Raw genomic sequence first — 19,846 nt, forward strand, 5'->3', positions numbered from 1 at the left:
CGAGGTGATCCGCGTCCTCGTCGCCGACGACCAGCCCCTCGTGCGCGCCGGTGTCTCTGCGCTCCTCGACGCCGAACCCGACATCGAGGTCGTCGCGGTCGCCTCCGACGGCGCCGAAGCACTCGAACTCGCCAGGACCACCGCACCGGACGTGGCGTGCCTGGACATCCGGATGCCCGTCCACGACGGCATCACGGTGGCGCGGGAACTCTGCGGTCCCGGCGCGGACCCCGTCATCCCGGTGCTCGTGCTCACCACGTTCGACCTGGACGACTACGTGTTCGGCGCGCTCGAGGCCGGCGCGAGCGGCTTCCTGCTCAAGGACGCCGAACCGGACGTCATCGTCGGCGCCGTGCGGCAGGTGGCGGCCGGGAACGGGACGCTCGACCAGGCGCTGACCCGCCGCGTCCTCCGGGAGTTCGTCTCCCGTCGCCGGCTGCAGCCCGTCACGGGCGACCGCGCGGACGAGGTCCTCACCGCTCGGGAGCGGGACGTCCTGCTGCTGCTCGCGCAGGGGATGTCGAACGAGGACATCGCCACGGCACTGGTCGTCGAGGTGTCCACCGTGAAGTCGCACCTGGCGCGGATGCTCCCGAAGCTCGGTGTCCAGTCGCGGCTGCAGGCCGTCGTCTGGGCCTACCAGAACCGGATCGTCGCGGTCCCGGGACCCGATCAGCGCGACGCCTGACGCGTCGCCCCCGGCGCGTGGTGCCGACCGCCGGACGGGAGGCACGGTGCGGGCCCGCACCGTGCCTCCCGTCCGCAGGATCCACGCGGGAACCCGCAACCCTGCTCACCGACGCTTGTCGCGACGGGCCGTGGCGGCTCCGCTGGGTGCTTGCAGGTTCCGCCGACGCCAAGGGAGAGGGTCAGATGACGACCACCGCATCACGCGCACGCACCCGCACGTCCAGCACCCGACGTGCCGACCACGCCACCGTCGTCCCGTCCGTCCGCGGGATCGACCACGTCGGACTGACCGTGCCCGACATCGACAAAGCCACGGACTTCTTCGTGTGCGGACTCGACGCGACCGTCCTCTACGACCGGTTCCTGCGGGCCGAACCCGTCCGAGTCGGCGCCGACGTCCAGCAGCGGCTCGGGATCCCGCACACGATGGCGCAGGGGGCGCTCCGGATGCTCGCGTTGCCGAACGGGCCGGGGCTGGAGCTCTTCGAGTACCACGGGCCCGATCAGCGACCGGCGGCACGCGCCAGCGACCTCGGCTGGCAGCACGTCGCGTTCTACGTCGACGACCTCGACCACGCGCTGGTGCGCCTGGAGACGGCCGGCGGGCACCGCTACTCCGAGCCGCGGGACCTCGGCGGGGTCGAGAGCGGCCACGGGAACCGGTTCGTGTACGTCGGGACGCCGTGGGGGTCGACGCTGGAGCTGATCACCTACCCGACGACGCAGCCGTACGAAGCGCACGCGCCGCGCCCGAAGTGGCGGGCCTGACCCCGGGTGTGTGTGTGGGAGGCGGAATCGCGCGTCGGAGGTCGGATCGCGCGTAGGAGGTCGGATCGCGCGTAGGAGGTCGGATCTTCCCGCCACCAACGCGCGATTCCGCTTCCCATTCGGCGCGCCATGGGAAGGAACGTGCGCGGGATGGCTCCGTCAGTGCCGCTCGGAGACGTAGGTGCGGGTGACGATCCCGGTCACCGCGTGCGGGAACTCGGCCCCGGTCGGGTGGAAACCGCCGGCCTCGTACAGCCGCACAGCACGGTCGTTGTCGGCGAGCACGTGCAGGGCGACCCGGGGGTGCCCTGCCGCGGCAGCCGCTCGCAGGGCGGCGGTGAGGAGCGCTCGTCCGCAGCCACGGGTCTGCACGCCGGGGCGCACCGCGAGCAGCGAGAGGTAGGCGGCGTCGGCGGGGTCCGTGGGGCGGCCGCTGCTAGGTGCGGTGAGCAGGACGAAGCCGTCCGGTCGCCCGTCGTCGCCGGGGACCACCAGGCACGCGACCCGTGGCGCGCGGAACTTCTCCTCGGCGCGGGCACGGACCGCGACCAGGACGGGATCGAGGTCGACCGTGGCGGGCGCGGTTCGTCCGTCACGGTGGGCGACCGCCGCGACCCAGAGCTCGACGCAGTCGTCGATCTCCGCGGACCTCGCTTCTCGGACGAGGGCGGAGGACTCGATCACCCGGTCAGCCTACGACCGCGTCGCTCCCGATCCGGTACCCGGCGCCGCGGTGCTCCTCCGGCAGACGGTCACCGCGCCCGTGCAGCTTGTGCCGGAGCGACCCGGCCTCGTAGCCCTGCGGGTAGGCGCCGCGCGCGCGGAGTTCCGGGACGACGAACTCGATGACGTCCTCCCACGTGCCGGGTGTGACCGCGTAGGCGAGGTTGAAGCCGTCGACGTCCGTCTGCTCCTGGATCTCCTGCAGCTGCGTCGCGATCGTCGCTCCCCCGCCGACCGCGACCGGGCCGAGCCCGCCGATCGCCGTGTGCCGCGCGAGGTCGCGGATCGTCCAGGCGCTGCCGTCCTCGCCGGTCGCCGCGGAGATGTTCGCCGCGGCCGACTGGATGGCGTTCGACTCGACGTCGCCGAGCGGCTCGTCGAGATCCCACTGCGACAGGTCGACGCCCATCCAGCCCGAGTTGAGCACCAGCGCACCGAGCTCCGATGCGTAGGAGAGGTAGTCCTCGTACTTCGCCTGCGCCAGCTCGTCCGTGGCGTCGGTGATGATCGTCAGCAGCGTGTAGATCTTCGCGGCGTACCGGTCGCGTCCGGCTGCTTCGAGTGCGTCGCGGATCTTCGTCACCGTCGCGGCGAGCTGCGGGACGGTCGGGGCACCGACGAAGATCGCCTCGGCGTTCTCGGCGGCGAACGCGATCCCGCGGGGTGATGCCCCGGCCTGGTAGATCACCGGCGTGCGCTGGACCGACGGCTCCGACAGGTGGATGCCCGGGACGTCGAAGTGCTTGCCGTGGTGCTCGATCGGGTGCACCTTCGCCGGGTCGGTGAAGACGCCGGTCTCGCGGTCCTCGACGACCGCGTCCTCTTCCCACGACCCCTCCCACAGCTTGTAGAGGACCTCGAGGTACTCGTCGGCGACGTCGTACCGGTCGTCGTGGCTGAGCTGGTCGGTCTGCCCCATGTTCCGCGCGGCACTCGGCAGGTACCCGGTGACGACGTTCCAGCCGACGCGGCCCTTCGTGAGGTGGTCGAGCGTCGAGACGCGGCGGGCGAAGGGGTACGGGTGCTCGTAGGCGGTCCCCGCGGTGATCCCGAACCCGAGGTGCTCGGTCACCGACGCCATGGCGGACACGAGGAGGATCGGGTCGTTCACCGGGACCTGCGACCCCGTCCGGAGCGCTGCCTCGTTCGAGTCGCCGTACACGTCGTACGTGCCGAGGACGTCGGCGATGAAGATGCCGTCGAACGCGCCACCCTCCAGCGTCTTGGCGAGGTCGGTCCAGTACGACAGGTCGCGGTAGTTCCGGGAGCGGTCGCGCGGGTGGCGCCACAGCCCGGAGGACTGGTGCGCGACGCAGTTCATGTCGAACGCGTTGAAGCGGATCTGCCTGGTCGAGTTCGTCGAGTCCGTCACGGGCGCGACGCTACGTGCGGTTCCTGCGTCGGTCACGCAAGGTGACGAACGATGACGTGGTGGCCCGGTCCACCTGCCTGCTCACCGCCGACACCAGGCGGCGGTCAACGCGATCGTCGTGCCGAAGGCCTCGACCCCCGGGTGGTTCAGGAACGCGTGTCGCGTCCCGGCGAGGACGTGGTGCTCGACGTCGATCCCCGCGGCAGCGAGCTCGGCCGCGAACAGGTCGCTGGACGCCCGCATGTTGTCGTGTTCGGCGTTGACGACGAGCGTCCGTGGGAACGCTCCGAGCCCGTGTCCGCCGGGGAACGCGAGACGATCGGCGAGCGCATCCCTCGACCCCGCGTAGTTGCGGTTCATCACGTCCAGTGCCCACGGCGCGTGGGTGATCCGGCGGTGCCGACGAGACCGCAGGCGGGTGTCTCGGCTCCTGGGGTGTGTGGCGTGGAAGAAGCCGTACGTGAAGACGGCTCCTGCCGGAGGCACCCCCTCGTCCGTCGCGCGGAGGGTCGCGGCCGCCGCGAGGCACGCACCGGCGCTCGCTCCGCCGAGGACCACGCCGCCGGGTGATGCGGCGTGCACCTCGCGGTACGCGGTGAGCACGTCGTCGAGGGGCACGGGGTAGCGGTGCCGTCGCGACGTCGCCCACCCGGTACCCGGCACGGGCGCCAGACGGTAGTCGACGGTGGCGACGGTCACGCCCTGCGCGGACAGGGAATGCGCGACGTCGTGTGCCTCGGGTTGGTCGAGGCTGCCCCGGAAGAACCCGCCCCCGTGCAGCCAGAGCAGCGTCGGCCCGCGTGGCGTCCCGACGCCCGGCACCGCGCGGTACCAGCGGATCGGAACCGCGTGCCGGTCCGTACCCGGGTCCGTGCCGACGGAGTCTGCCATGCGATCACCTTGGCAGAACAGCGGTCGTCGGAGCGAGCGGTGTCAGCGCACGGCGGGTGGCCAGCGGTCGCTGATCCACTCCTGCCACGTGGCGAACCCGACGGGCGGGTCACCGACGGGCTCGCTGCCGTCGAGCTCCCCGGCGGTCGGCACGTCGAACTTCGCCGCGTACCCGGCGAGCTCCTCGTCCGACATCGGCCACGTGTGGTGCGGCACCTCGGCGAGACGGCGATCGATCCGTCGACGCTGTTCCGCCGGCTCGACGTCGCAGTAGACCACGTCGACCGCCGCGCCCAGGTCGGCGGCGGCCCGCCGGAGCGCCCGCCGTTCGTCCCGGGACCAGAGACCGAAGTCGAGGACCACGTCGACGCCGAGCTCGAGGGCTCGGAGACCGATCTCGATGAGCCGACCCTCGATGACGTCGGACGCGGACTCCGGGTTGTCGTCGCCGTGGAGCGCCTTCATCCACTCGTCCTTGGTCAGGCGGAGCGCGTCGTGGTCCTCTTCGATCCGGCGTGCGGCCGTCGTCTTCCCCATCCCCGGGAGTCCGACGGTGAGGAAGAGGGTGGGACGTGGCACGGGGTCGACTGTACGCACGGTCGTCGCGTCAGCGCACCCGTTCCACGAAGGGGTCGATGACCGCCCAGGTCGCATCCGGGGCCTCGAGGTGCGGGAGGTGGCCGGCTGCGTGGACCTCCGCGAACTCGGCACCGGGGATCGCGCGGGCGACGGCGCGACCGTACGACGGCGTGACGATGCGGTCGCTCTCGCCGAAGACGACGAGCGTCGGCACGGTGATCGTCGCAGCGCGGTCCAGGAGCGTCGGGTCGCTCATCCCGCCGCCCGCGAGGACCGCCATCGTGCGTCCGTTCGACTGCTGAACGGCTCGCTGCTCTGCTGTCAGACCGGCGGGGTCGACGTAGCCCCGCTCCGGGTCGTGCCACGCCGCCTCGGCGAGCCCGCGGGCGTCCAGCGCGAAGAAGTCCGCGATCGGCTCGCCGTCGACGACGGCTCCGACGCCGTCGATGTCCACCACGGCGCCGATCACCCCCGCGTACCGTTCGCTGCCCGCCGCCGCGGTCGCCATCTCGAGCGCGAGCCACCCGCCGATCGACGAGCCCACCACCACGACTCCGCGGGCGCCGCTGGTGACCAGTTGCTCCAGGTACACGCCGGCCAGGTCGGCGACGGAGGTCACGTCGTCCGGGAGCACGGTGCCGTTCCAGCCGGGGTGGGTCGGCGCGAGGACCTGCATGGTCGCGGCGAGGTGGTCGACGATCGGGACGACCGTCTGCGGACCACCGCCGCCGTGGAGCACGAGCGCGATGGATTCGGTTTGTCCAGTGGTCATCAGATGCCTATCTCAACATGTTTATCTACGGATGTTGATACGGTAGCACCGTGATGACGGATCTGGAAGCGCTCGGGCAGGCGGTCAAACGGGCGCAGTACCGCAACCACCGCACCATGGACGCCGCACTGCGGGATCTCGGCGTGAGCCTCGTGCAGTGGGACGCCCTGCGCGCGATCGACCGGCTGCCGGGAGCATCGGGACACGACCTCGCCACGGAGACGTTCCAGAGCGACCAGGCGTTCGGTACCCTCGCGGCGCGGATGGTGGAACGCGGGCTGATCGCCCGCACCGCCGGCCGTGGCCGCCGGATCGAGCACTCGCTCACCGAGGCAGGTCGGGCAGCGCTCGAGGGCGGACGGGATCGTGCCGCCGGGGTCCTCGACGAGCTGTTCGCACCGCTCGACACCGACGAGCGAGCGACGCTCCTCCGACTGCTCCGCCGACTCACCGAGCAGGAACGGTAGCGTCTCCCCATGCTCGCGCGCCTCCGACCCCAGGCCCCGGCACTCGTGCTCCTCCTCGCGGCCGGTGTCGCGGTGCTGGTCGCCGTCGTCGCGGATCACGTCGCGTGGCCGATGGCCCCGGCGTTCCCGTGGCTCCATCACGGAGACTTCGCCTACGTCGCCACGAAGACCCAGTGGGACGCGGCGATCGCTGCACGCTCGATCGCGCGGGTCGCCGTGGTCGTCGCCGGCCTCTTCCTCATCGCATCGGTGGTCGCGTTCCTCCGCTCGCTCCTCCTGAGCCGTCGGACCTGACGGTGGCCGAGTACGGGCTCCGCATCCCGCCCCCGCAAGCGCCCACGAAACCCCGCGCGCGCTGCACTCGTCACCCTGGGCGATCTGCCGTCCGCCGGGTGCTGCCGCGACCCGCCACCGGACGGGAGGCTCGTGGCGGCCTCGCCACGAGCCTCCCGTCCGGTGTCTGAAGGATCGATCCGGGTGACCGGCTCGGGGTACGTGGATCCGCGCAGGGCACAGCGGGATACCGGTACAACTTGCACCATGACCAGTTCCTCGCGCTCACCGCTCGGCGTCACGCTCGTCGACGGCGGCGCCAACGTCGCCCTGTTCTCGACCACCGCAGACCGTGTCGAGTTCTGCCACTTCGACGACGACGGGACCGAGCACCGCACCGAGCTCACCCACCGCACCGGGTACACCTTCCACGACATCGTGCCGGACGTGACCGTCGGCACCCGCTACGGCTTCCGCGTGCACGGCCCCTGGGACCCGGCGAACGGTCTGCGGCACAACCCCGCCAAGCTCCTGCTCGACCCGTACGCCACGGCGATCGACGGCACCTACGAGTGGGGTCAGGCGCTGTTCGGGCACGACATGGAGCACCCGGACCAGATCGACGAGACCGACTCGGCCAGCGCGATGCCGAAGTCCGTGGTCGCCGACCGCACGTTCGACTGGGGCGACGACACCCGTCCCGACACGCACCTGTCCGACACCGTGGTGTACGAGGTGCACGTGAAGGGATTCACGCAGCAGCACCCCGACGTCCCCGAGGACATCCGCGGCACCTACGCCGGCATGGCACACCCGGCGGCGATCCAGCACCTGGTCGACCTGGGCGTGACGGCCGTCGAGCTCCTGCCGACGCAGCAGTTCGTGCAGGACTCGACGCTCGCCGACAAGGGGCTGCGCAACTACTGGGGCTACAACTCGATCGGCTTCTTCGCGCCGCACGACGAGTACGCGTCCTCGGGTACGGCCGGACAGCAGGTCGCGGAGTTCAAGCAGATGGTCAAGGCCATGCACGCCGCGGGTCTCGAGGTCATCATGGACGTCGTCTACAACCACACCGCCGAGGGCAACCACATGGGCCCGACGCTGTCGTTCAAGGGCATCGACAACCCGTCGTACTACCGCCTGGTCGAAGACGACGGTTCGAGCTACTTCGACACCACCGGCACCGGCAACTCCCTCAACGTCGCACACCCCGCCGCGCTCGGACTGATCGCGGACTCGCTCCGCTACTGGGTCGAGGAGATGCACGTCGACGGCTTCCGCTTCGACCTCGCGACGACGCTGACCCGCCAGGACAACGAGGCGAGCCGCCGCTCCGCGTTCCTCGACATCATCCACCAGGACCCGGTGCTCCGCGGGGTGAAGATGATCGCCGAGCCGTGGGACACCGCTGGGTACCAGGTCGGCGGGTTCCCGGCCGAGTGGTCCGAGTGGAACGGCAAGTACCGCGATGACATGCGCGCGTTCTGGCGCGGCGACGAGGGCGTCCTCGGTGACGCGGTCCAGCGCTTCCTGGGCAGCCCGGACGTGTACGAGGGCTCGCGGCGGGCGCCGGTGTGCTCGGTCGACTTCGTGACCGCGCACGACGGCTTCACGCTCGCCGACCTGACGATGTACGCCGAGAAGCACAACGAGGCCAACGGCGAGGACAACGAGGACGGCGAGAGCAACAACACCTCGTTCAACGGCGGCATCGAGGGGCCGACCGACGACGGCGCGGTGAACGACTACCGCGACCGGCAGCGTCGGAACTTCCTCGGCACGCTCCTGCTGTCGGCCGGGGTCCCGATGATCCTGGGCGGCGACGAGATCGCCCGGTCGCAGGGCGGCAACAACAACGCGTACTGCCACGACGACGAGATCTCGTGGTTCGACTGGACGGCTGCCGACCGGGACCTGCTGGCCTTCACCCGCTCGGCGATCGCGTTCCGCAAGCAGCACGCCGCGCTGCGCCCGGAGTGGTACCGAACCGCACCCGGCGATTCCGATTCAACCGTCTCGGTCCTGCGCGCGGACAACGCCGGCTTCGAGGACGCCGACTGGGCCGACGCCGGCAACCGGGCCGTGATGCTCGTGCTCGAGCACGGTTCCGACGCGGTGGCGGTGCTGTTGAACACCTCGGAGACGACCGTCGAGTTCACGCTGCCGGAGAAGCCGGGCGGCGGGACGTGGTCCCTCGGCCTCTCGAGTGACCCCGACCAGCAGGTGGACGACGGGGCCGGATCCGTCCTGGTCCGGGACGCGTCCTTCACGGCGCTGACCTGACGGGCGGACCGCGTCGGGACACCGGGTCCGCACTCGGACGCGCGATCCGGCCGGTTGTTGCACCAGCGCGCTCCCGGACACAGACTCGTGGTGATGACTGCACTGACCTCACTCGTGTACATGTCCGTCGCCGCCGACGAGATGACCGATGCCGACCTGGTCGCGATGCTCCGGGAAGCACGCCTGCGGAACGACGCACTCGGCGTGTCCGGTCTGCTGCTCGCGAAGGGTGGTCGGTTCCTGCAGGTCCTGGAGGGCCCGGTGTGGAGTGTCGAGGACCGGTTCCGTGCGATCGAGCGCGACCCCCGGCACCGCGAGGTCAAGACCCTCTCGCGTGAGGCCGTCACCGCGCGCCGCTTCGACGGCTGGGCCATGGCGTTCGCCGCACCGTCCGACTCCGACGTCCGGGACGAACCGGGCTTCAGCAGCTTCCTCGCGGACCGCTCACCGCTGCCGGCCGACCTGGCCGGGTCCCCCGCGGACTGGCTGCTCCGGTGGTTCCGCGGGCGGGACCTGCACGATCTGCCGGAGGAGCGGATCACCCTGGGCCGCCACGCCGCCTGACGCAGCCGGAGCGGGTCCGGCGGCGACCGCTCATCACCGCCGGACCACTGCTCACGAGTTGTCGATCACGCGGACGTAGTCGACCTTCATCTGCTGCGGGAACTGCGTGGACCCGTCGGGGTACCCCGGCCAGTTCCCGCCGACCGCCAGGTTCAGCACGATGAAGAACGGCTTGTCGAACACCCACGGGTTGCTGCCGGTGTCCGCCGTCGTCACCGTCTTGTAGTCGATTCCGTCGACGGACCAGGTGATCGACCCGGGCTTCCAGTCCACCGCGAACGTGTGGAAGGTGTCCGCGAACGACCACCCCTGCGGGTGCTGGTAGCTCGACGTGATCCCCTGCCCACCGGAGTAGCCCGGCCCGTGGACGGTGCCGTGCACGGTCGCCGGTTCGTACCCGACGTTCTCCATCACGTCGATCTCGCCGGAGTTCGGCCACCCGACCTGGGGCAGGTCCGAGCCGAGCATCCAGAACGCCGGCCAGATGCCCTGCCCACGCGGGATCTGGATGCGCGCCTCGATCCGGCCGTACCGGGGTGTGTACTTCCCCTGCGTGGTCAGCCGAGCACTCGTGTAGGACCCGTCGGCCTCGCGCTTCGCCGTGATGACGAGGTTGCCCTGGCCGTCGAGCGCGGAGTTGTCGCGTGAGTCCGTGTAGTTCTCGAGCTCGTCGTTGCCCCAGCCACCGCCACCCGTCTCGTTCGTCCAGACGGAACGGTCCGGCGCGCTCCCCGCAGTGCCGTCGAAGTCCTGCGACCAGATGACGTCACCGTTCGCGGCGTTTGCCGGGCCGCTCGCGGTGACGGCCGGTGTGACGCCGAGCGCGACCGCGGCCGTTCCCGCGAGCACGAGTGCGACCGTCCGTCGCTTCCTGTTGCGTGTCATGTCCTCGGACCTCCTCAGTTGTACGACGCCAGTCGGTTGGGCGCCGTGTTGCCCGCAGGTGTGGGGACCGCTCCCCCGACGCCGTTGATGACGCTCGAGATGGTGCCGGTGTCGCCGAGGGAGACCGTCACCAGTCCGTGCGCACGGACGCCGGCCGTCTGCGGGACCTCGAACGCACGATCGGCGTGCACGGCCGGGTTCGTGTTGAAGAAGCAGTAGACGCCGCCGCCCCAGATCTCGTGCTTCGTGACGGTCGACGCCACCTTGTACGCGGCGTACCCGGCGCCGGTCGGGCTCTGCCACGACGCGTTGTCGGGCACGTCGTACGGCATCTCGTTCTGGAAGAAGATGGTCTTCCCGTTGTTGCCGTTCCACTGGACTTCGTACTTCTGGTAGTGCTCGACGAAGAGGCCGGTGGCGAGGACGTCGTCACCGTTGACCTCGACGCCGGTCGCGCCGGTGTTCACCGTCCAACCGGTCGCCGCGCCGCCGTGGTCGGCCCGCCACGCCCAGATGTGGTCGACGAGGGTGTCGTCCGCGTTCACCTGCAGCGTGGTCGAGGCCTTCCCCTGGATGCTCGACCCGACGCGGAAGAACACGTCCTGGATGCTCTGCGGGTCGCCGACGTGGTCGACGTGCGAGCCGGAGGTGCCCAGCCGGACGAGCTGGGCACTGTTCTGCGTACCGGCGTCGACGACGAGGTTCGAGACGTTCACTCCCGGGACGTCGGTCGAGGTCAGGACGGCGTTGCCCTTCGTCGGCACGAGCGTCGAGAACCCGATGCCCGTCACGACGGTGTCCGCACGGGTCACGCTGATCGGCGCGTCGAGCTGGTAGGTGCCCGGCGTGAAGAACAGGTTGAGCCCCTGGGACAGCGCGCTGTTGATCGTCGCCGCGGAGTCACCGGGGTGCGCGACGTAGAAGTTCCGCATCGGGATGTCGGTGCCCGCGGTGTTCGGCCAGGTCACACCCGAGGAGTTCTGCCGGAGCGACGGCACGAACACGTGGTACTTGTTCGAGGAGTCCACGTACAGGTAGGGCTTCTCGCGCGTGGTCGGCGTCGTCGCGAGGGTCGTGTAGCTCTTCGAGAAGTCGCTCGCCGGGGCGCCGTTCACGCCCGAGAAGGTCATGTTCCAGTTGCCGCCCTGCCACGACCCGATCGTGGAGTTTCGGGTGTACCACTGCTGCTGCGACCCGCTCGTGACGGTGCCGTCGACCTTCGAGTCGGCGATGTACCCGCCGGAGGAGTACCCCTGTCCGCCGTCCTGGTTCGACGGCCCCATCGTCAGGTTGCCCGCGATGTGGACGCGACGCATCGGCGCGGCCTGCGACACCGCCCACCGGTCGGTGCCGCCCTCCGGTGCGATCTTCACGTTCTCGACCGATCGCCAGAAGTTCTGCGTCGCGTTCTTCTCGTCGCCGGCGTTCCATCCGGAGTCGACGTTGACCGCGCCGTTGATGGTGACGTCGTCGGGGTTCTTCCCGAGCCCGGCGACCGAGGTGTAGAACCCGAGGTTCGCCCAGACACGCCCGTAACTGCCGGGCTTGAAGAGGAACGCGTACCGCTGCGATCCGAACTGCGCGCTCGGGTTACGGAGCTGGGCGTTGAAGGCGGCGTCGACGTCGGCCTGGATGGTCGATGCCGGCACCGAGGGGTCGTAGACCTTGACGCTGCTCCCGAAGTCGGGGGTGTCGCTCGTGGTGACCGCCTGAGCCGAGATCGCCGGGGCCAGTGCCCCCACGACACCGGCGCTCAGGGCGATCGCGACGAGCTGCTTCATCCGTCGTTGCATGATGCTCGATTCGTCGATGTGCGGCGACGTTGCCGCACGCAACAGAAGCTAGACCTGTTCGTCCGCTCAGACAGTCGGACGAATCGAGGACCAGTCATGTCCCCCGGACGAGGGGGACGAGCCGAGCGTCAACGTCCTCGGCGTCGAACCGCTGACCGTGGCGGCGCCGCCCGGAGCTCCGCGCTGACCCGTCCGAGGATCCGTGCGAGCTCGGCGGCGTCATCATCCGTGAGGTGTGCGAAGAGCAGCCCGTGCACCGTGGCGATGTGCCCCGGGAAGACCGCGGCGAGGACATCGCGGCCGGCCGCCGTGAGCGTCACGACGGTGCTGCGCTCGTCATCCGGGGACGGTCCGCGGGTGACGAGCCCGCGCTGCTCGAGCAACTGCGCCTGGTACGTCAACCCGCTCCGGCTGTAGACGACGCCGTCCGCCAGGTCCGTCATGCGCAGGTGCCCGTCCGGCGCGTCGCCGAGCCGGGCGAGGAGCTGGAACTGCACGTAGCTGAGCTGCCCGACGTCCTTCAGCTGTCGCTCCACCGCGGGCCGCAGCAGCGCTCCGACCTCGGTGAAGGCGAGGTAGGCGCCGAGTTGCGTCGACGTGAGGGCAGCAGGCGTTTCCGTCATGCTCCGATCCTACCTGTTGATTCGAATTCGAAGCAGTGCTACAGTTCAAACAACTTCGAATTCGAAGCACTTGACGAAAGGCACGATCATGCAGGCAGTCCAGTTCTCCGAGGTCGGCGGACCAGAGGTGCTCCGGTACGGCGAGGTCGAGCAGCCCACCCCCGCCGCCGGGCAGGTGCGCGTGCGGGTCGCGGCCTCCGCGTACAACGCAGCCGACAACGGCATGCGGGCCGGGTTCCTCCCCATCCCGATCCAGCTCCCGCACATCCCCGGGTACGACGTCTCCGGGACCGTCGACGCACTCGGTGACGGCGTGACCGCACTGGCCATCGGCGACGCGGTCATCGGTTTCCTCCCGATGGAGGCCGACGGCGGAGCAGCGGAGTACGTCGTCGCTCCGGCGGAGTCATGGGTGCCAGCACCGACGAGCATCCCCCTGGCCGACGCAGCCGCGCTGCCGTCCGTGGCACTCACCGCGTGGCAGGCACTCTTCGACGACGGCCAGCTCACCGCCGGGCAGCGACTGCTGATCGTCGGCGCCGGCGGCGTGGTCGGCAAGTACGCGATCCAGCTCGCGAAGCGCGCCGGCGTCCACGTCATCGCGACCGCGAGCCCGCGCAGCGCCGACGACGTCCGCGCAGCCGGAGCCGATCAGGTCGTCGACCACACCGAGGCCGACGTACTCGGCGCACTCGACGGGCAGGTGGACGTCCTGCTGAACCTCGCGCCCCTCGATCCGGAGCAGTTCGCGGCTGACGTCGCAGCGGTCCGCGACGGTGGGATCGTGGTCAGCACGACCGCGTTCATCGCCACTCCGGGCGACGAGTCCCGTGGCGTGCGCGCCGCGACCGTCTTCGTCCTGCCCGACCGGGAACGGCTGGCCGAACTGGTGGCCCTCGTCGATCAGGGTGCGCTGACCGTCGAGGTCACACGGCGCATCCCGCTCGCCGAGCTGCCGGCGCTCCACGCCGAGGGCGCGGCCGGCCGGATCGCCGGCAAGGTGATCGTCCTGCCGTGACGCGACCGATGATGCGGACGGGAGGCTCGTGGCGGCCCCGCCACGAGCCTCCAGTCCGATGTCTGGTGGACTACCGGGCCGCGGTCGCCTCGCGCGCAGCGGCTTCTGCCGCGACCCAGGCGAGCATGCCGCACTTCACGCGCATGACGAACTTCGAGACACCGTGGAAGGCGATCAGGTCCTCGAGGACGTCCTCGTCCGGCTCGCCGGCGCCACGGGAACGCATCATCGTGCGGAACTCCTCGGTGAGCGCGAGGAACTCCGGGACGGTCCGGCCGACGGCCATGTCCGTGAGCACCGAAGCCGAGGCCATCGAGATCGAGCAGCCGTCGCCCTGCCAGCCGAGTCCGGCGATCCGGTCGGACCCCGGTTCGAGCCGCACGCTGACGGTGATCTCGTCGCCGCACGTGGGGTTGCGCTCGAAGTGCGACGCGTCGGCGTCCGGCAGCTCGCCGTCGCCGTGCCGGGCCTTCGCGTGGTCGAGGATGACCTGCTGGTACAGGGAATCGAGGGTGTTCACGCGTCCGCCCCCGCTGCCCCGAAGTACCCACGGATCTCGCTGACGGCCTGGACGAAGCGGTCCACGTCCTCGTCGGTCGTGTAGACGTACGTGCTCGCGCGGCTCGTCGCGGTGAGCCCGAGTCGACGGTGCAGGGGCTGCGCGCAGTGGTGCCCCGAACGGACGGCGATGCCCTGCGCGTCGAGGTACTGCGCGACGTCGTGCGCGTGCACCCCGTCGACGTCGAACGACACGAGCCCGGAGCGCGGCACACCCGCAGCGGGGCCGACGACCGAGATGCCGGGGACGGCGGCGAGGCCGTCGAGCATGCGCTGGGCGAGGTGCTCCTCGTGGGCGCGGACCTGCTCCATGCCGATCGTCTGCAGGTAGCGGACGGCCTCGGCGAGTGCGACGGCCTGCGACACGGGCTGGGTCCCGGCCTCGAACCGCTCGGGTGCCGGCATGAAGTCGGTGTGTTCCATCGTCACCGTCGTGATCATCGAGCCACCGGTGCGGAACGGCGGGAGCGCGTCGAGCAGCTCACCGCGTCCCCAGAGCACGCCGATGCCGTTCGGGCCGAGCATCTTGTGGCCGGAGAAGGCCGCGAAGTCGACGTCGAGCGCCTGCACGTCGAGGGGACGGTGCGGCGCGGACTGGCAGGCGTCCAGGACGACGAGCGCGCCGCGGGCGTGTGCCGCCTCGACGACCTCGGCGACGGGGGCAATCATGCCGGTGACGTTCGACACGTGCGCGAACGCGACGACCTTCGTGCGCTCGGTTATCAGCGCGAGCGCGTCGGCAGCGGTCCAGCACCCCTGGTCGTCGACGGGCACCCAGCGGAGGGTCGCTCCGGTCGCGAGGGCGGTCTCCTGCCACGGGACGAGGTTCGCGTGGTGCTCGGCCTCGGTCACGAGGATCTCGTCGCCGGGACCGATCCGGAAGCGCTCGGCGTCCGCTCCCCCGCGTCCGCGGCTGGCGTTCGCGATGCCGTACGCGACGAGGTTGAGCGCGTCGGTGGCGTTCGACGTCCAGACGATCTCACTCGGGCTCGCGGCACCCACGAACCCGGCGACGGTCGCGCGGGCGTCCTCGTACGCGTCGGTGCTCAGCGCGGCCAGGGTGTGCGCCCCGCGGTGCACGGCGGCGTTGTCGTGTTCGAGGAACCGCCGCTCGGCGTCGAGCACCTGTCGTGGCCGTTCCGCGGTGGCCCCGGAGTCGAGGTACGCCAGCGGCCTCCCGTTCACCTGCTGCTGCAGGATCGGGAAGTCGGCCTTGATCCGCTCGACCTGGTCGTCGGTGAGCGGCTGGTTCGGTGCCACGATCGTCACTGCGCTTGATCCTCCTGCTGTCATCGGGGACAACCGCTCCATCGTCCTCGTTGTTCCGCCAGGAGTCCAGCCGGACGGCCCCGGGCCGGTCGCCGCAGGGCCGTCCGACCGTGGTTCGCGCTACTCGTTGCCGACGTGCTTGTCGGCGGTGTCGCGCGCGCCGTCGATCTTGTCGTCGTACTTGCCGCCGGTGGCCTTCTTCACGGCGTCGGCGACACCGTCGAGGACCTTGTCGCTGATCCCTTCGGCCTGCTCGCTCTTCAGGGCGTCCTGGACCTTGTTGTCCTTGAGGAAGTCCTGCGCCTTCTTCGTGATGTCGTCGAACCCGGCCATCGTCTGCTCCTGACGTTCGGCGCGGAGCCGTGCGCCCCGCGTGTTGCCGCCGATGGTATGCCGATGCTGCGGGAGCCGTCCGGCAGAGCGACAGTCTGTAGCGCCGGCATGCGGTCTCTTCCGGCAAAGCGACAGTTTCCCGGCGGGATTCGGCAGCAGCCTGTCGCTTTCGCGGAAACAAGTTCGCGGAGACAAGCGGGCGGAGACAAGCGGGCGGGACGTACCGGTCAGGCCATCTGGGCGCTGCGGCGGCGGGCGAGCACGTAGCCGACGGCGACCGAACCCGACACGGCGAGCAACGAGGGGATGAGGATGTCGGTGCCCTGCTGGGTGAACTCGACGACGAGCACGAGCGCGGTGAAGGGCGCCCGCATGGTCGTCGCGAGGAACGCGGCCGCACCGATGAACGCGAACGACACCAGATTCGGACCGTCCGCCGGCCACATCAGCATCCACGCGCCACCGAGGAAGCCACCGAACGCGGCGCCGATCGCGATGGACGGGGTCAGCGTGCCGCCGACGGCACCGGCACCGATCGTCGCCGAGGTGGTGATCGTGCGGATGACGCCGAGGACGAGGAGGCCGACGATCGGGGCCATCCCGAGCATCGTGGCGCTGTTCATCGAGGTGTTCATCGCGTCGAGCCCGAGCGCGCGGCCGTTGCCGAGGATCTCGGGGAACGGGATGGCGATGAGACCGACCATGGCGAAGACGAGCGGCAGCATCACGAGGAGGTGCCAGCCCTTCGGAGCGAGGCCCTGCAGTCGGTTGGTGAGCTTGACGAACCCGACACCGGCGAAGCCGAGCACCGGTCCGACGATCACGGCCCACACGAGCAGCGACGGCGTGAGGTGCGTCGTGGGCACGTGGTAGAGCACCTCGTCCGGGATGGCGAGCCGGGCGACGAAGGCCGCGATGGCACTCGTCGCGAACGCCGGCAGCGCGGTGGCGAAGGTCAGCTCGCCGAGCAGGACCTCCACCGCGAAGAGCGCACCGCCGAGCGGGACGTCGTAGACGGCGGCGAGACCGGCCGCGGCGCCGCAGGCGACGAGGATCTTGGTCTCCCGCTTCGTCAGGCCGGCCCTGGCGGTGATGAGCTGGGACAGCCACGCGCCGATCTCGCGCGGTGCGACCTCCTTGCCGATGGAGGCACCCAGTCCGACCGCGAGGATCTGGATGCCGGCGTTGCCGACCGTGGCGAGGGACGGCATCCGCTTGCCACCGACGGCGGCGGGGACGGACACGACGGGTCGACCCCAGCGGCGGATCGCCCACCAGGCGACGCCCGTCAGCACACCCGCGGCGACGAGCGCCAGGAAGCGGTTCAGGCCCGAGGGAGCGTCCGCGGCCTCGAGGTGGCCGCCGAACGGGTAGCCGAACGCGACGAACTGGATGAGCTGCAGGGCGAGCCAGACCGCGATGCCGGCGATCCCGCCCGCAACGCCGACGAGCCCGGTGACGACGACGAGTTTCATCACCCACGCGGGTGTCGTGTGGGCGGTGTGCGACATGTCGGAAACCCTATCGGCCACCCGGACCTGCCCTCGGCCACGCTACGGTGACCTGGTGTTCCCCCGCATCGGCGTCCCCGGCCACGGCGAGCTCCGCGGCCTCGAGCTCGGCGACCGTGGGCCGCTCCGCCAGCGGTTGACGTCGCTCGTCGCCGACGGCACCAAGACCGCCACTGCCGGACGGCTCTCCGAGTACGACGACGAGGGCGAGGAGCTCGAACACGTCGGCGAGCGGTTGGTCCTGCTCGACGACGACGACCGTCCGGCGGGGACGGTCGTCGTCACGGCGGTCGAGATCGTGCCCTTCACCGAGGTGCCGTGGGCATTCGCGGACGCCGAGGGCGAGGGCTTCACGGACATCGACGACTGGCGGACGCAGCACCGCAGGTTCTGGCTGCGGACCGAGGGCGTGGTCGTGCCCGACGACGAGCCGATCGTGCTGATCCGGCTCCGCTACGAGCCGTGACCCGTTCGCACGGCACGACCGGCGCAATGTCGAGTACCACGGAGACGAGCAGCGGTGTCGTGACGACGATGCGGGTCGTATCGGTCAGCGGAGTGATCGCCCTGTTCGCAGCTTCGCTGGCCATCGGATGGATGGCCGATGGCCTGCCGACGAGCTCGCTGCGCGCCGAGCGCCTGCACGCGCTCTCCGTCTCCGGAAAGACGCTGACGCTCGTGGTCGGCATCGGCGTGGGCTTCTTCTGGCTGTTCTGGGACCGATCCCGGAAGCGTCACTGACGCTCAGTCGAAGAGCTCGCTGAGCCAGTTCCCGCGGCGCTTCTTGCCGTACTGCTGCTGCCCGTACCCGGGCTGCCCGTACTGGCCGTAGCCACCTCGGCGGCCCTTGTCCCACGACCCGGGCGACCCGGGCGAACCCGGCGACGCGTACCCGTTCCGCGGCACCGCCATCCCGGGCGCGTACCCGGGCACGGAACCGTACGCGGGGGCAGCGGGCACACCGGGGACCGCCTGCGGACCAGGAGCGGCCGACGAACCAGGCGCGGCCCGGTCGATGATCTTGTCGAGCTCGCCGCGGTCGAGCCAGACGCCGCGGCACTCCGGGCAGTAGTCGATCTCGATGCCGGATCGCTCCGACATCACGAGGGTGGCCTGGTCGTTGGGGCACTGCATGAGGAGGTCCTTCCGATCGGCGCACGATGCGCACTGCGTCCGATCCTGTCGGCCCCGTGTGTGCCATCAGTGCCAAGCCCCTGGAGGACCCCTGTGGATCACCGGAGTGTCCGCCGTCCGACACCCGTCGCCCGCACCCTAGGCTGACGACGTGACCGAGACCCGAGGCACAGCGGAGCACGGCTGGGAGCCGCTCGTCGGCAGCGCGCAGTCCGTCGTCCTCGAGGTGCTCCGGGCAGGCCCCGCCCGCGCACCGAGCTCGCCGAACGCCTCGGCCTGTCCGGCCCGAGCCTGTCGCGCATCACGAGGCCGCTGCTCGAGGCCGGGATCCTCGTCGAACGTGACGGGGTGCAGCAGACCACGACCGGTCGCCCGTCGATCCCGCTCGACATCGACGCGGACGCACACCACTTCATCGGCGTGAAGCTCACCGGGGACAGCCTGTTCGCCGTCTCCACCGACCACCGCGGCCGGGTGCTGACCGAGCGCGAGGAGACCCTGACGGACACGGACGTGCCCGCCGTGGTCGCCCGGATCGCGGAGGTCGTCGCCGCGATCACGGCCGAGGACGACCGCGTCCGCGGTGTCTGTGTCGCGCTCGGCGGCGCGACGGTCGACCGGCGCGAAGTCCGTCGCGCGCCGTTCCTCGGTTGGGAGGACGTCCCGCTCGCCTCGCTGCTCGGCGCGGCGACCGGGCTTCCGTGCTCGGTCGAGAACGACGTGCGGGCACTCACACACGCCGAGCACTGGTTCGGCGAGGGCCGCGACCACCGCTCCTTCGCGCTCCTGACGATCGGCGCCGGCATCGGGCTCGGCCTGGTCGTCGCCGGCACGGTGCTCTCCGGCGCGCACTCGACCGCCGGCAGCATCGGCCACCAGCGGCTCGGCGGTGCGGTGAGCACGTCCGACCTCCGGTGCGAGTTCGGCCACCGCGGGTGCGCCCGCGCCGTGCTCAGCGCGCGGGCGATCTCCCTCGCGGGCACCGAGGCGCTCGGCCGTCCGATGTCCGCGGCCGAGCTCCTCGACGCGGCTCGGGGCGGCGACCACGCTGCGCGCGCCGTCGTCGACACGGCTGCCGAGGCCCTCGGGCTGCTCGTCGCGGACGTCGTGAACGTCGTCGATCCCGAAGTCGTCCTGCTCTCCGGCGAACTCGTCGGGGTCGCCGAGGTCGGCCGGGCAGCGCTCGACCGCTCGGTCGAGGCCGCTCGGCACTGGTCCACGCCGACCCCGACGGTGATCGCGCAGCCGTTCCGGTTCAACGAGTGGGCCCGCGGCGCAGCCGCGGTGGCCATCCAGATGCACGCCCTGGGCGCCTGACCCGGAGGGCAGGAGCGGGG

Annotated in this window: 23 protein-coding genes; 10 read left to right on the forward strand and 13 right to left on the reverse strand. The window is 70.8% G+C overall.

Annotated features, from left to right (window positions below; all coding sequences use genetic code 11):
• The first annotated feature begins 4 nt into the window (after positions 1-4).
• Together QK288_RS16035 and QK288_RS16040 are read left to right on the forward strand one after the other, a co-directional pair.
• The gene (locus QK288_RS16035; RefSeq protein WP_281267614.1) at positions 5-688 is read left to right on the forward strand and encodes a response regulator transcription factor; all 684 of its coding nucleotides are present in this window, start codon (positions 5-7) and stop codon (positions 686-688) included.
• Positions 689-873: 185 nt separating this feature from the next.
• Positions 874-1,458: a VOC family protein gene (locus tag QK288_RS16040; protein ID WP_281265266.1), complete on the forward strand. Its 585-nt coding sequence runs from the start codon at positions 874-876 to the stop codon at positions 1,456-1,458.
• Positions 1,459-1,617: 159 nt separating this feature from the next.
• Here QK288_RS16040 and QK288_RS16045 read toward each other — a convergent pair whose 3' ends face one another.
• From QK288_RS16045 to QK288_RS16065, 5 genes are all read right to left on the reverse strand, one after another.
• Positions 1,618-2,142, reverse strand: a complete 525-nt coding sequence (locus tag QK288_RS16045; protein ID WP_281265267.1) for a GNAT family N-acetyltransferase — start codon at positions 2,140-2,142, stop codon at positions 1,618-1,620.
• A gap of 4 nt (positions 2,143-2,146) precedes the next feature.
• Complete coding sequence (locus QK288_RS16050; protein ID WP_281265268.1) at positions 2,147-3,553, reverse strand: LLM class flavin-dependent oxidoreductase; 1,407 nt, start codon at positions 3,551-3,553, stop codon at positions 2,147-2,149.
• Positions 3,554-3,634: 81 nt separating this feature from the next.
• Complete coding sequence (locus QK288_RS16055; protein WP_281265269.1) at positions 3,635-4,444, reverse strand: alpha/beta hydrolase; 810 nt, start codon at positions 4,442-4,444, stop codon at positions 3,635-3,637.
• A gap of 42 nt (positions 4,445-4,486) precedes the next feature.
• Complete coding sequence (locus QK288_RS16060; protein WP_281265270.1) at positions 4,487-5,023, reverse strand: ATP-binding protein; 537 nt, start codon at positions 5,021-5,023, stop codon at positions 4,487-4,489.
• 28 nt (positions 5,024-5,051) lie between these two features.
• Complete coding sequence (locus QK288_RS16065; RefSeq protein ID WP_281265271.1) at positions 5,052-5,795, reverse strand: alpha/beta fold hydrolase; 744 nt, start codon at positions 5,793-5,795, stop codon at positions 5,052-5,054.
• Between the two features lie 53 nt (positions 5,796-5,848).
• On the opposite strand from QK288_RS16065, the gene QK288_RS16070 reads away from it, so the two are divergent.
• The 4 genes from QK288_RS16070 (at position 5,849) to QK288_RS16085 (ending at position 9,385) form a co-directional block, all read left to right on the forward strand.
• Positions 5,849-6,262, forward strand: a complete 414-nt coding sequence (locus QK288_RS16070) for a MarR family transcriptional regulator (RefSeq protein WP_281265272.1) — start codon at positions 5,849-5,851, stop codon at positions 6,260-6,262.
• A 9-nt stretch (positions 6,263-6,271) separates the two neighbouring features.
• Positions 6,272-6,556 (forward strand): hypothetical protein, encoded by a 285-nt coding sequence (locus QK288_RS16075; RefSeq protein WP_281265273.1) that lies wholly within the window; start codon positions 6,272-6,274, stop codon positions 6,554-6,556.
• A gap of 246 nt (positions 6,557-6,802) precedes the next feature.
• The gene (gene glgX / locus QK288_RS16080; RefSeq protein ID WP_281265274.1) at positions 6,803-8,821 is read left to right on the forward strand and encodes a glycogen debranching protein GlgX; all 2,019 of its coding nucleotides are present in this window, start codon (positions 6,803-6,805) and stop codon (positions 8,819-8,821) included.
• Positions 8,822-8,914: 93 nt separating this feature from the next.
• Positions 8,915-9,385 carry a BLUF domain-containing protein gene (locus QK288_RS16085; RefSeq protein WP_281265275.1) on the forward strand — a complete coding sequence of 157 codons (471 nt, stop codon included), beginning with the start codon at positions 8,915-8,917 and terminating at the stop codon, positions 9,383-9,385.
• A gap of 51 nt (positions 9,386-9,436) precedes the next feature.
• Here the strand turns inward: QK288_RS16085 and QK288_RS16090 are convergent, their stop codons facing one another.
• The 3 genes from QK288_RS16090 to QK288_RS16100 all read right to left on the reverse strand — a co-directional run bounded on the left by QK288_RS16090 (position 9,437) and on the right by QK288_RS16100 (position 12,686).
• Entirely contained in the window at positions 9,437-10,270 is an 834-nt protein-coding gene (locus QK288_RS16090) for a glycoside hydrolase family 16 protein (RefSeq protein ID WP_281265276.1), read from the reverse strand.
• Positions 10,271-10,284: 14 nt separating this feature from the next.
• Positions 10,285-12,063 (reverse strand): hypothetical protein, encoded by a 1,779-nt coding sequence (locus QK288_RS16095; protein ID WP_281265277.1) that lies wholly within the window; start codon positions 12,061-12,063, stop codon positions 10,285-10,287.
• A 128-nt stretch (positions 12,064-12,191) separates the two neighbouring features.
• Positions 12,192-12,686 carry a MarR family transcriptional regulator gene (locus QK288_RS16100; protein WP_281265278.1) on the reverse strand — a complete coding sequence of 165 codons (495 nt, stop codon included), beginning with the start codon at positions 12,684-12,686 and terminating at the stop codon, positions 12,192-12,194.
• A gap of 88 nt (positions 12,687-12,774) precedes the next feature.
• Here QK288_RS16100 and QK288_RS16105 point away from each other — a divergent pair, with 88 nt between their 5' ends.
• Complete coding sequence (locus tag QK288_RS16105; RefSeq protein ID WP_281265279.1) at positions 12,775-13,704, forward strand: NADP-dependent oxidoreductase; 930 nt, start codon at positions 12,775-12,777, stop codon at positions 13,702-13,704.
• Between the two features lie 70 nt (positions 13,705-13,774).
• Here QK288_RS16105 and sufU read toward each other — a convergent pair whose 3' ends face one another.
• From sufU to QK288_RS16125, 4 genes are all read right to left on the reverse strand, one after another.
• Positions 13,775-14,224 carry a Fe-S cluster assembly sulfur transfer protein SufU gene (gene sufU, locus QK288_RS16110; RefSeq protein WP_281265280.1) on the reverse strand — a complete coding sequence of 150 codons (450 nt, stop codon included), beginning with the start codon at positions 14,222-14,224 and terminating at the stop codon, positions 13,775-13,777.
• A complete protein-coding gene (locus tag QK288_RS16115) occupies positions 14,221-15,555 on the reverse strand; it encodes a cysteine desulfurase (RefSeq protein WP_281265281.1) in 1,335 nt (444 codons plus the stop codon). The genes sufU and QK288_RS16115 overlap by 4 nt, the downstream gene beginning before the upstream one ends.
• A 96-nt stretch (positions 15,556-15,651) precedes the next feature.
• Positions 15,652-15,864: an antitoxin gene (locus QK288_RS16120; RefSeq protein WP_281265282.1), complete on the reverse strand. Its 213-nt coding sequence runs from the start codon at positions 15,862-15,864 to the stop codon at positions 15,652-15,654.
• Positions 15,865-16,091: 227 nt separating this feature from the next.
• Positions 16,092-17,375 (reverse strand): chloride channel protein, encoded by a 1,284-nt coding sequence (locus QK288_RS16125; protein WP_281265283.1) that lies wholly within the window; start codon positions 17,373-17,375, stop codon positions 16,092-16,094.
• Positions 17,376-17,430: 55 nt separating this feature from the next.
• Here QK288_RS16125 and QK288_RS16130 point away from each other — a divergent pair, with 55 nt between their 5' ends.
• Both QK288_RS16130 and QK288_RS16135 read left to right on the forward strand, forming a co-directional pair.
• A complete protein-coding gene (locus QK288_RS16130; RefSeq protein ID WP_281265284.1) occupies positions 17,431-17,841 on the forward strand; it encodes an ASCH domain-containing protein in 411 nt (136 codons plus the stop codon).
• Positions 17,838-18,116 (forward strand): hypothetical protein, encoded by a 279-nt coding sequence (locus QK288_RS16135; RefSeq protein WP_281265285.1) that lies wholly within the window; start codon positions 17,838-17,840, stop codon positions 18,114-18,116. The genes QK288_RS16130 and QK288_RS16135 overlap by 4 nt, the downstream gene beginning before the upstream one ends.
• Before the next feature lie 3 nt (positions 18,117-18,119).
• On the opposite strand, the gene QK288_RS16140 is transcribed toward QK288_RS16135, so the two are convergent.
• Positions 18,120-18,509, reverse strand: a complete 390-nt coding sequence (locus QK288_RS16140; RefSeq protein WP_281265286.1) for a zf-TFIIB domain-containing protein — start codon at positions 18,507-18,509, stop codon at positions 18,120-18,122.
• 348 nt (positions 18,510-18,857) lie between these two features.
• Here QK288_RS16140 and QK288_RS16145 point away from each other — a divergent pair, with 348 nt between their 5' ends.
• A complete protein-coding gene (locus QK288_RS16145) occupies positions 18,858-19,826 on the forward strand; it encodes an ROK family protein (protein ID WP_281265287.1) in 969 nt (322 codons plus the stop codon).
• Positions 19,827-19,846 lie beyond the last annotated feature (20 nt).

The organism is Curtobacterium sp. 9128, from assembly GCF_900086645.1.
GTDB lineage: Bacteria > Actinomycetota > Actinomycetes > Actinomycetales > Microbacteriaceae > Curtobacterium.

Bases quoted from the DNA above. Each gene is read 5' to 3' on its own strand.
- QK288_RS16040 (WP_281265266.1), top strand. From the start codon at position 874: ATGACGACCACCGCATCACGCGCACGCACCCGCACGTCCAGCACCCGA.
- QK288_RS16055 (WP_281265269.1), bottom strand. From the start codon at position 4,444: ATGGCAGACTCCGTCGGCACGGACCCGGGTACGGACCGGCACGCGGTT.
- QK288_RS16065 (WP_281265271.1), bottom strand. From the start codon at position 5,795: ATGACCACTGGACAAACCGAATCCATCGCGCTCGTGCTCCACGGCGGC.
- QK288_RS16070 (WP_281265272.1), top strand. From the start codon at position 5,849: ATGACGGATCTGGAAGCGCTCGGGCAGGCGGTCAAACGGGCGCAGTAC.
- QK288_RS16075 (WP_281265273.1), top strand. From the start codon at position 6,272: ATGCTCGCGCGCCTCCGACCCCAGGCCCCGGCACTCGTGCTCCTCCTC.
- glgX (WP_281265274.1), top strand. From the start codon at position 6,803: ATGACCAGTTCCTCGCGCTCACCGCTCGGCGTCACGCTCGTCGACGGC.
- QK288_RS16085 (WP_281265275.1), top strand. From the start codon at position 8,915: ATGACTGCACTGACCTCACTCGTGTACATGTCCGTCGCCGCCGACGAG.
- QK288_RS16090 (WP_281265276.1), bottom strand. From the start codon at position 10,270: ATGACACGCAACAGGAAGCGACGGACGGTCGCACTCGTGCTCGCGGGA.
- QK288_RS16095 (WP_281265277.1), bottom strand. From the start codon at position 12,063: ATGCAACGACGGATGAAGCAGCTCGTCGCGATCGCCCTGAGCGCCGGT.
- QK288_RS16100 (WP_281265278.1), bottom strand. From the start codon at position 12,686: ATGACGGAAACGCCTGCTGCCCTCACGTCGACGCAACTCGGCGCCTAC.
- QK288_RS16105 (WP_281265279.1), top strand. From the start codon at position 12,775: ATGCAGGCAGTCCAGTTCTCCGAGGTCGGCGGACCAGAGGTGCTCCGG.
- QK288_RS16115 (WP_281265281.1), bottom strand. From the start codon at position 15,555: ATGACAGCAGGAGGATCAAGCGCAGTGACGATCGTGGCACCGAACCAG.
- QK288_RS16120 (WP_281265282.1), bottom strand. From the start codon at position 15,864: ATGGCCGGGTTCGACGACATCACGAAGAAGGCGCAGGACTTCCTCAAG.
- QK288_RS16125 (WP_281265283.1), bottom strand. From the start codon at position 17,375: ATGTCGCACACCGCCCACACGACACCCGCGTGGGTGATGAAACTCGTC.
- QK288_RS16140 (WP_281265286.1), bottom strand. From the start codon at position 18,509: ATGCAGTGCCCCAACGACCAGGCCACCCTCGTGATGTCGGAGCGATCC.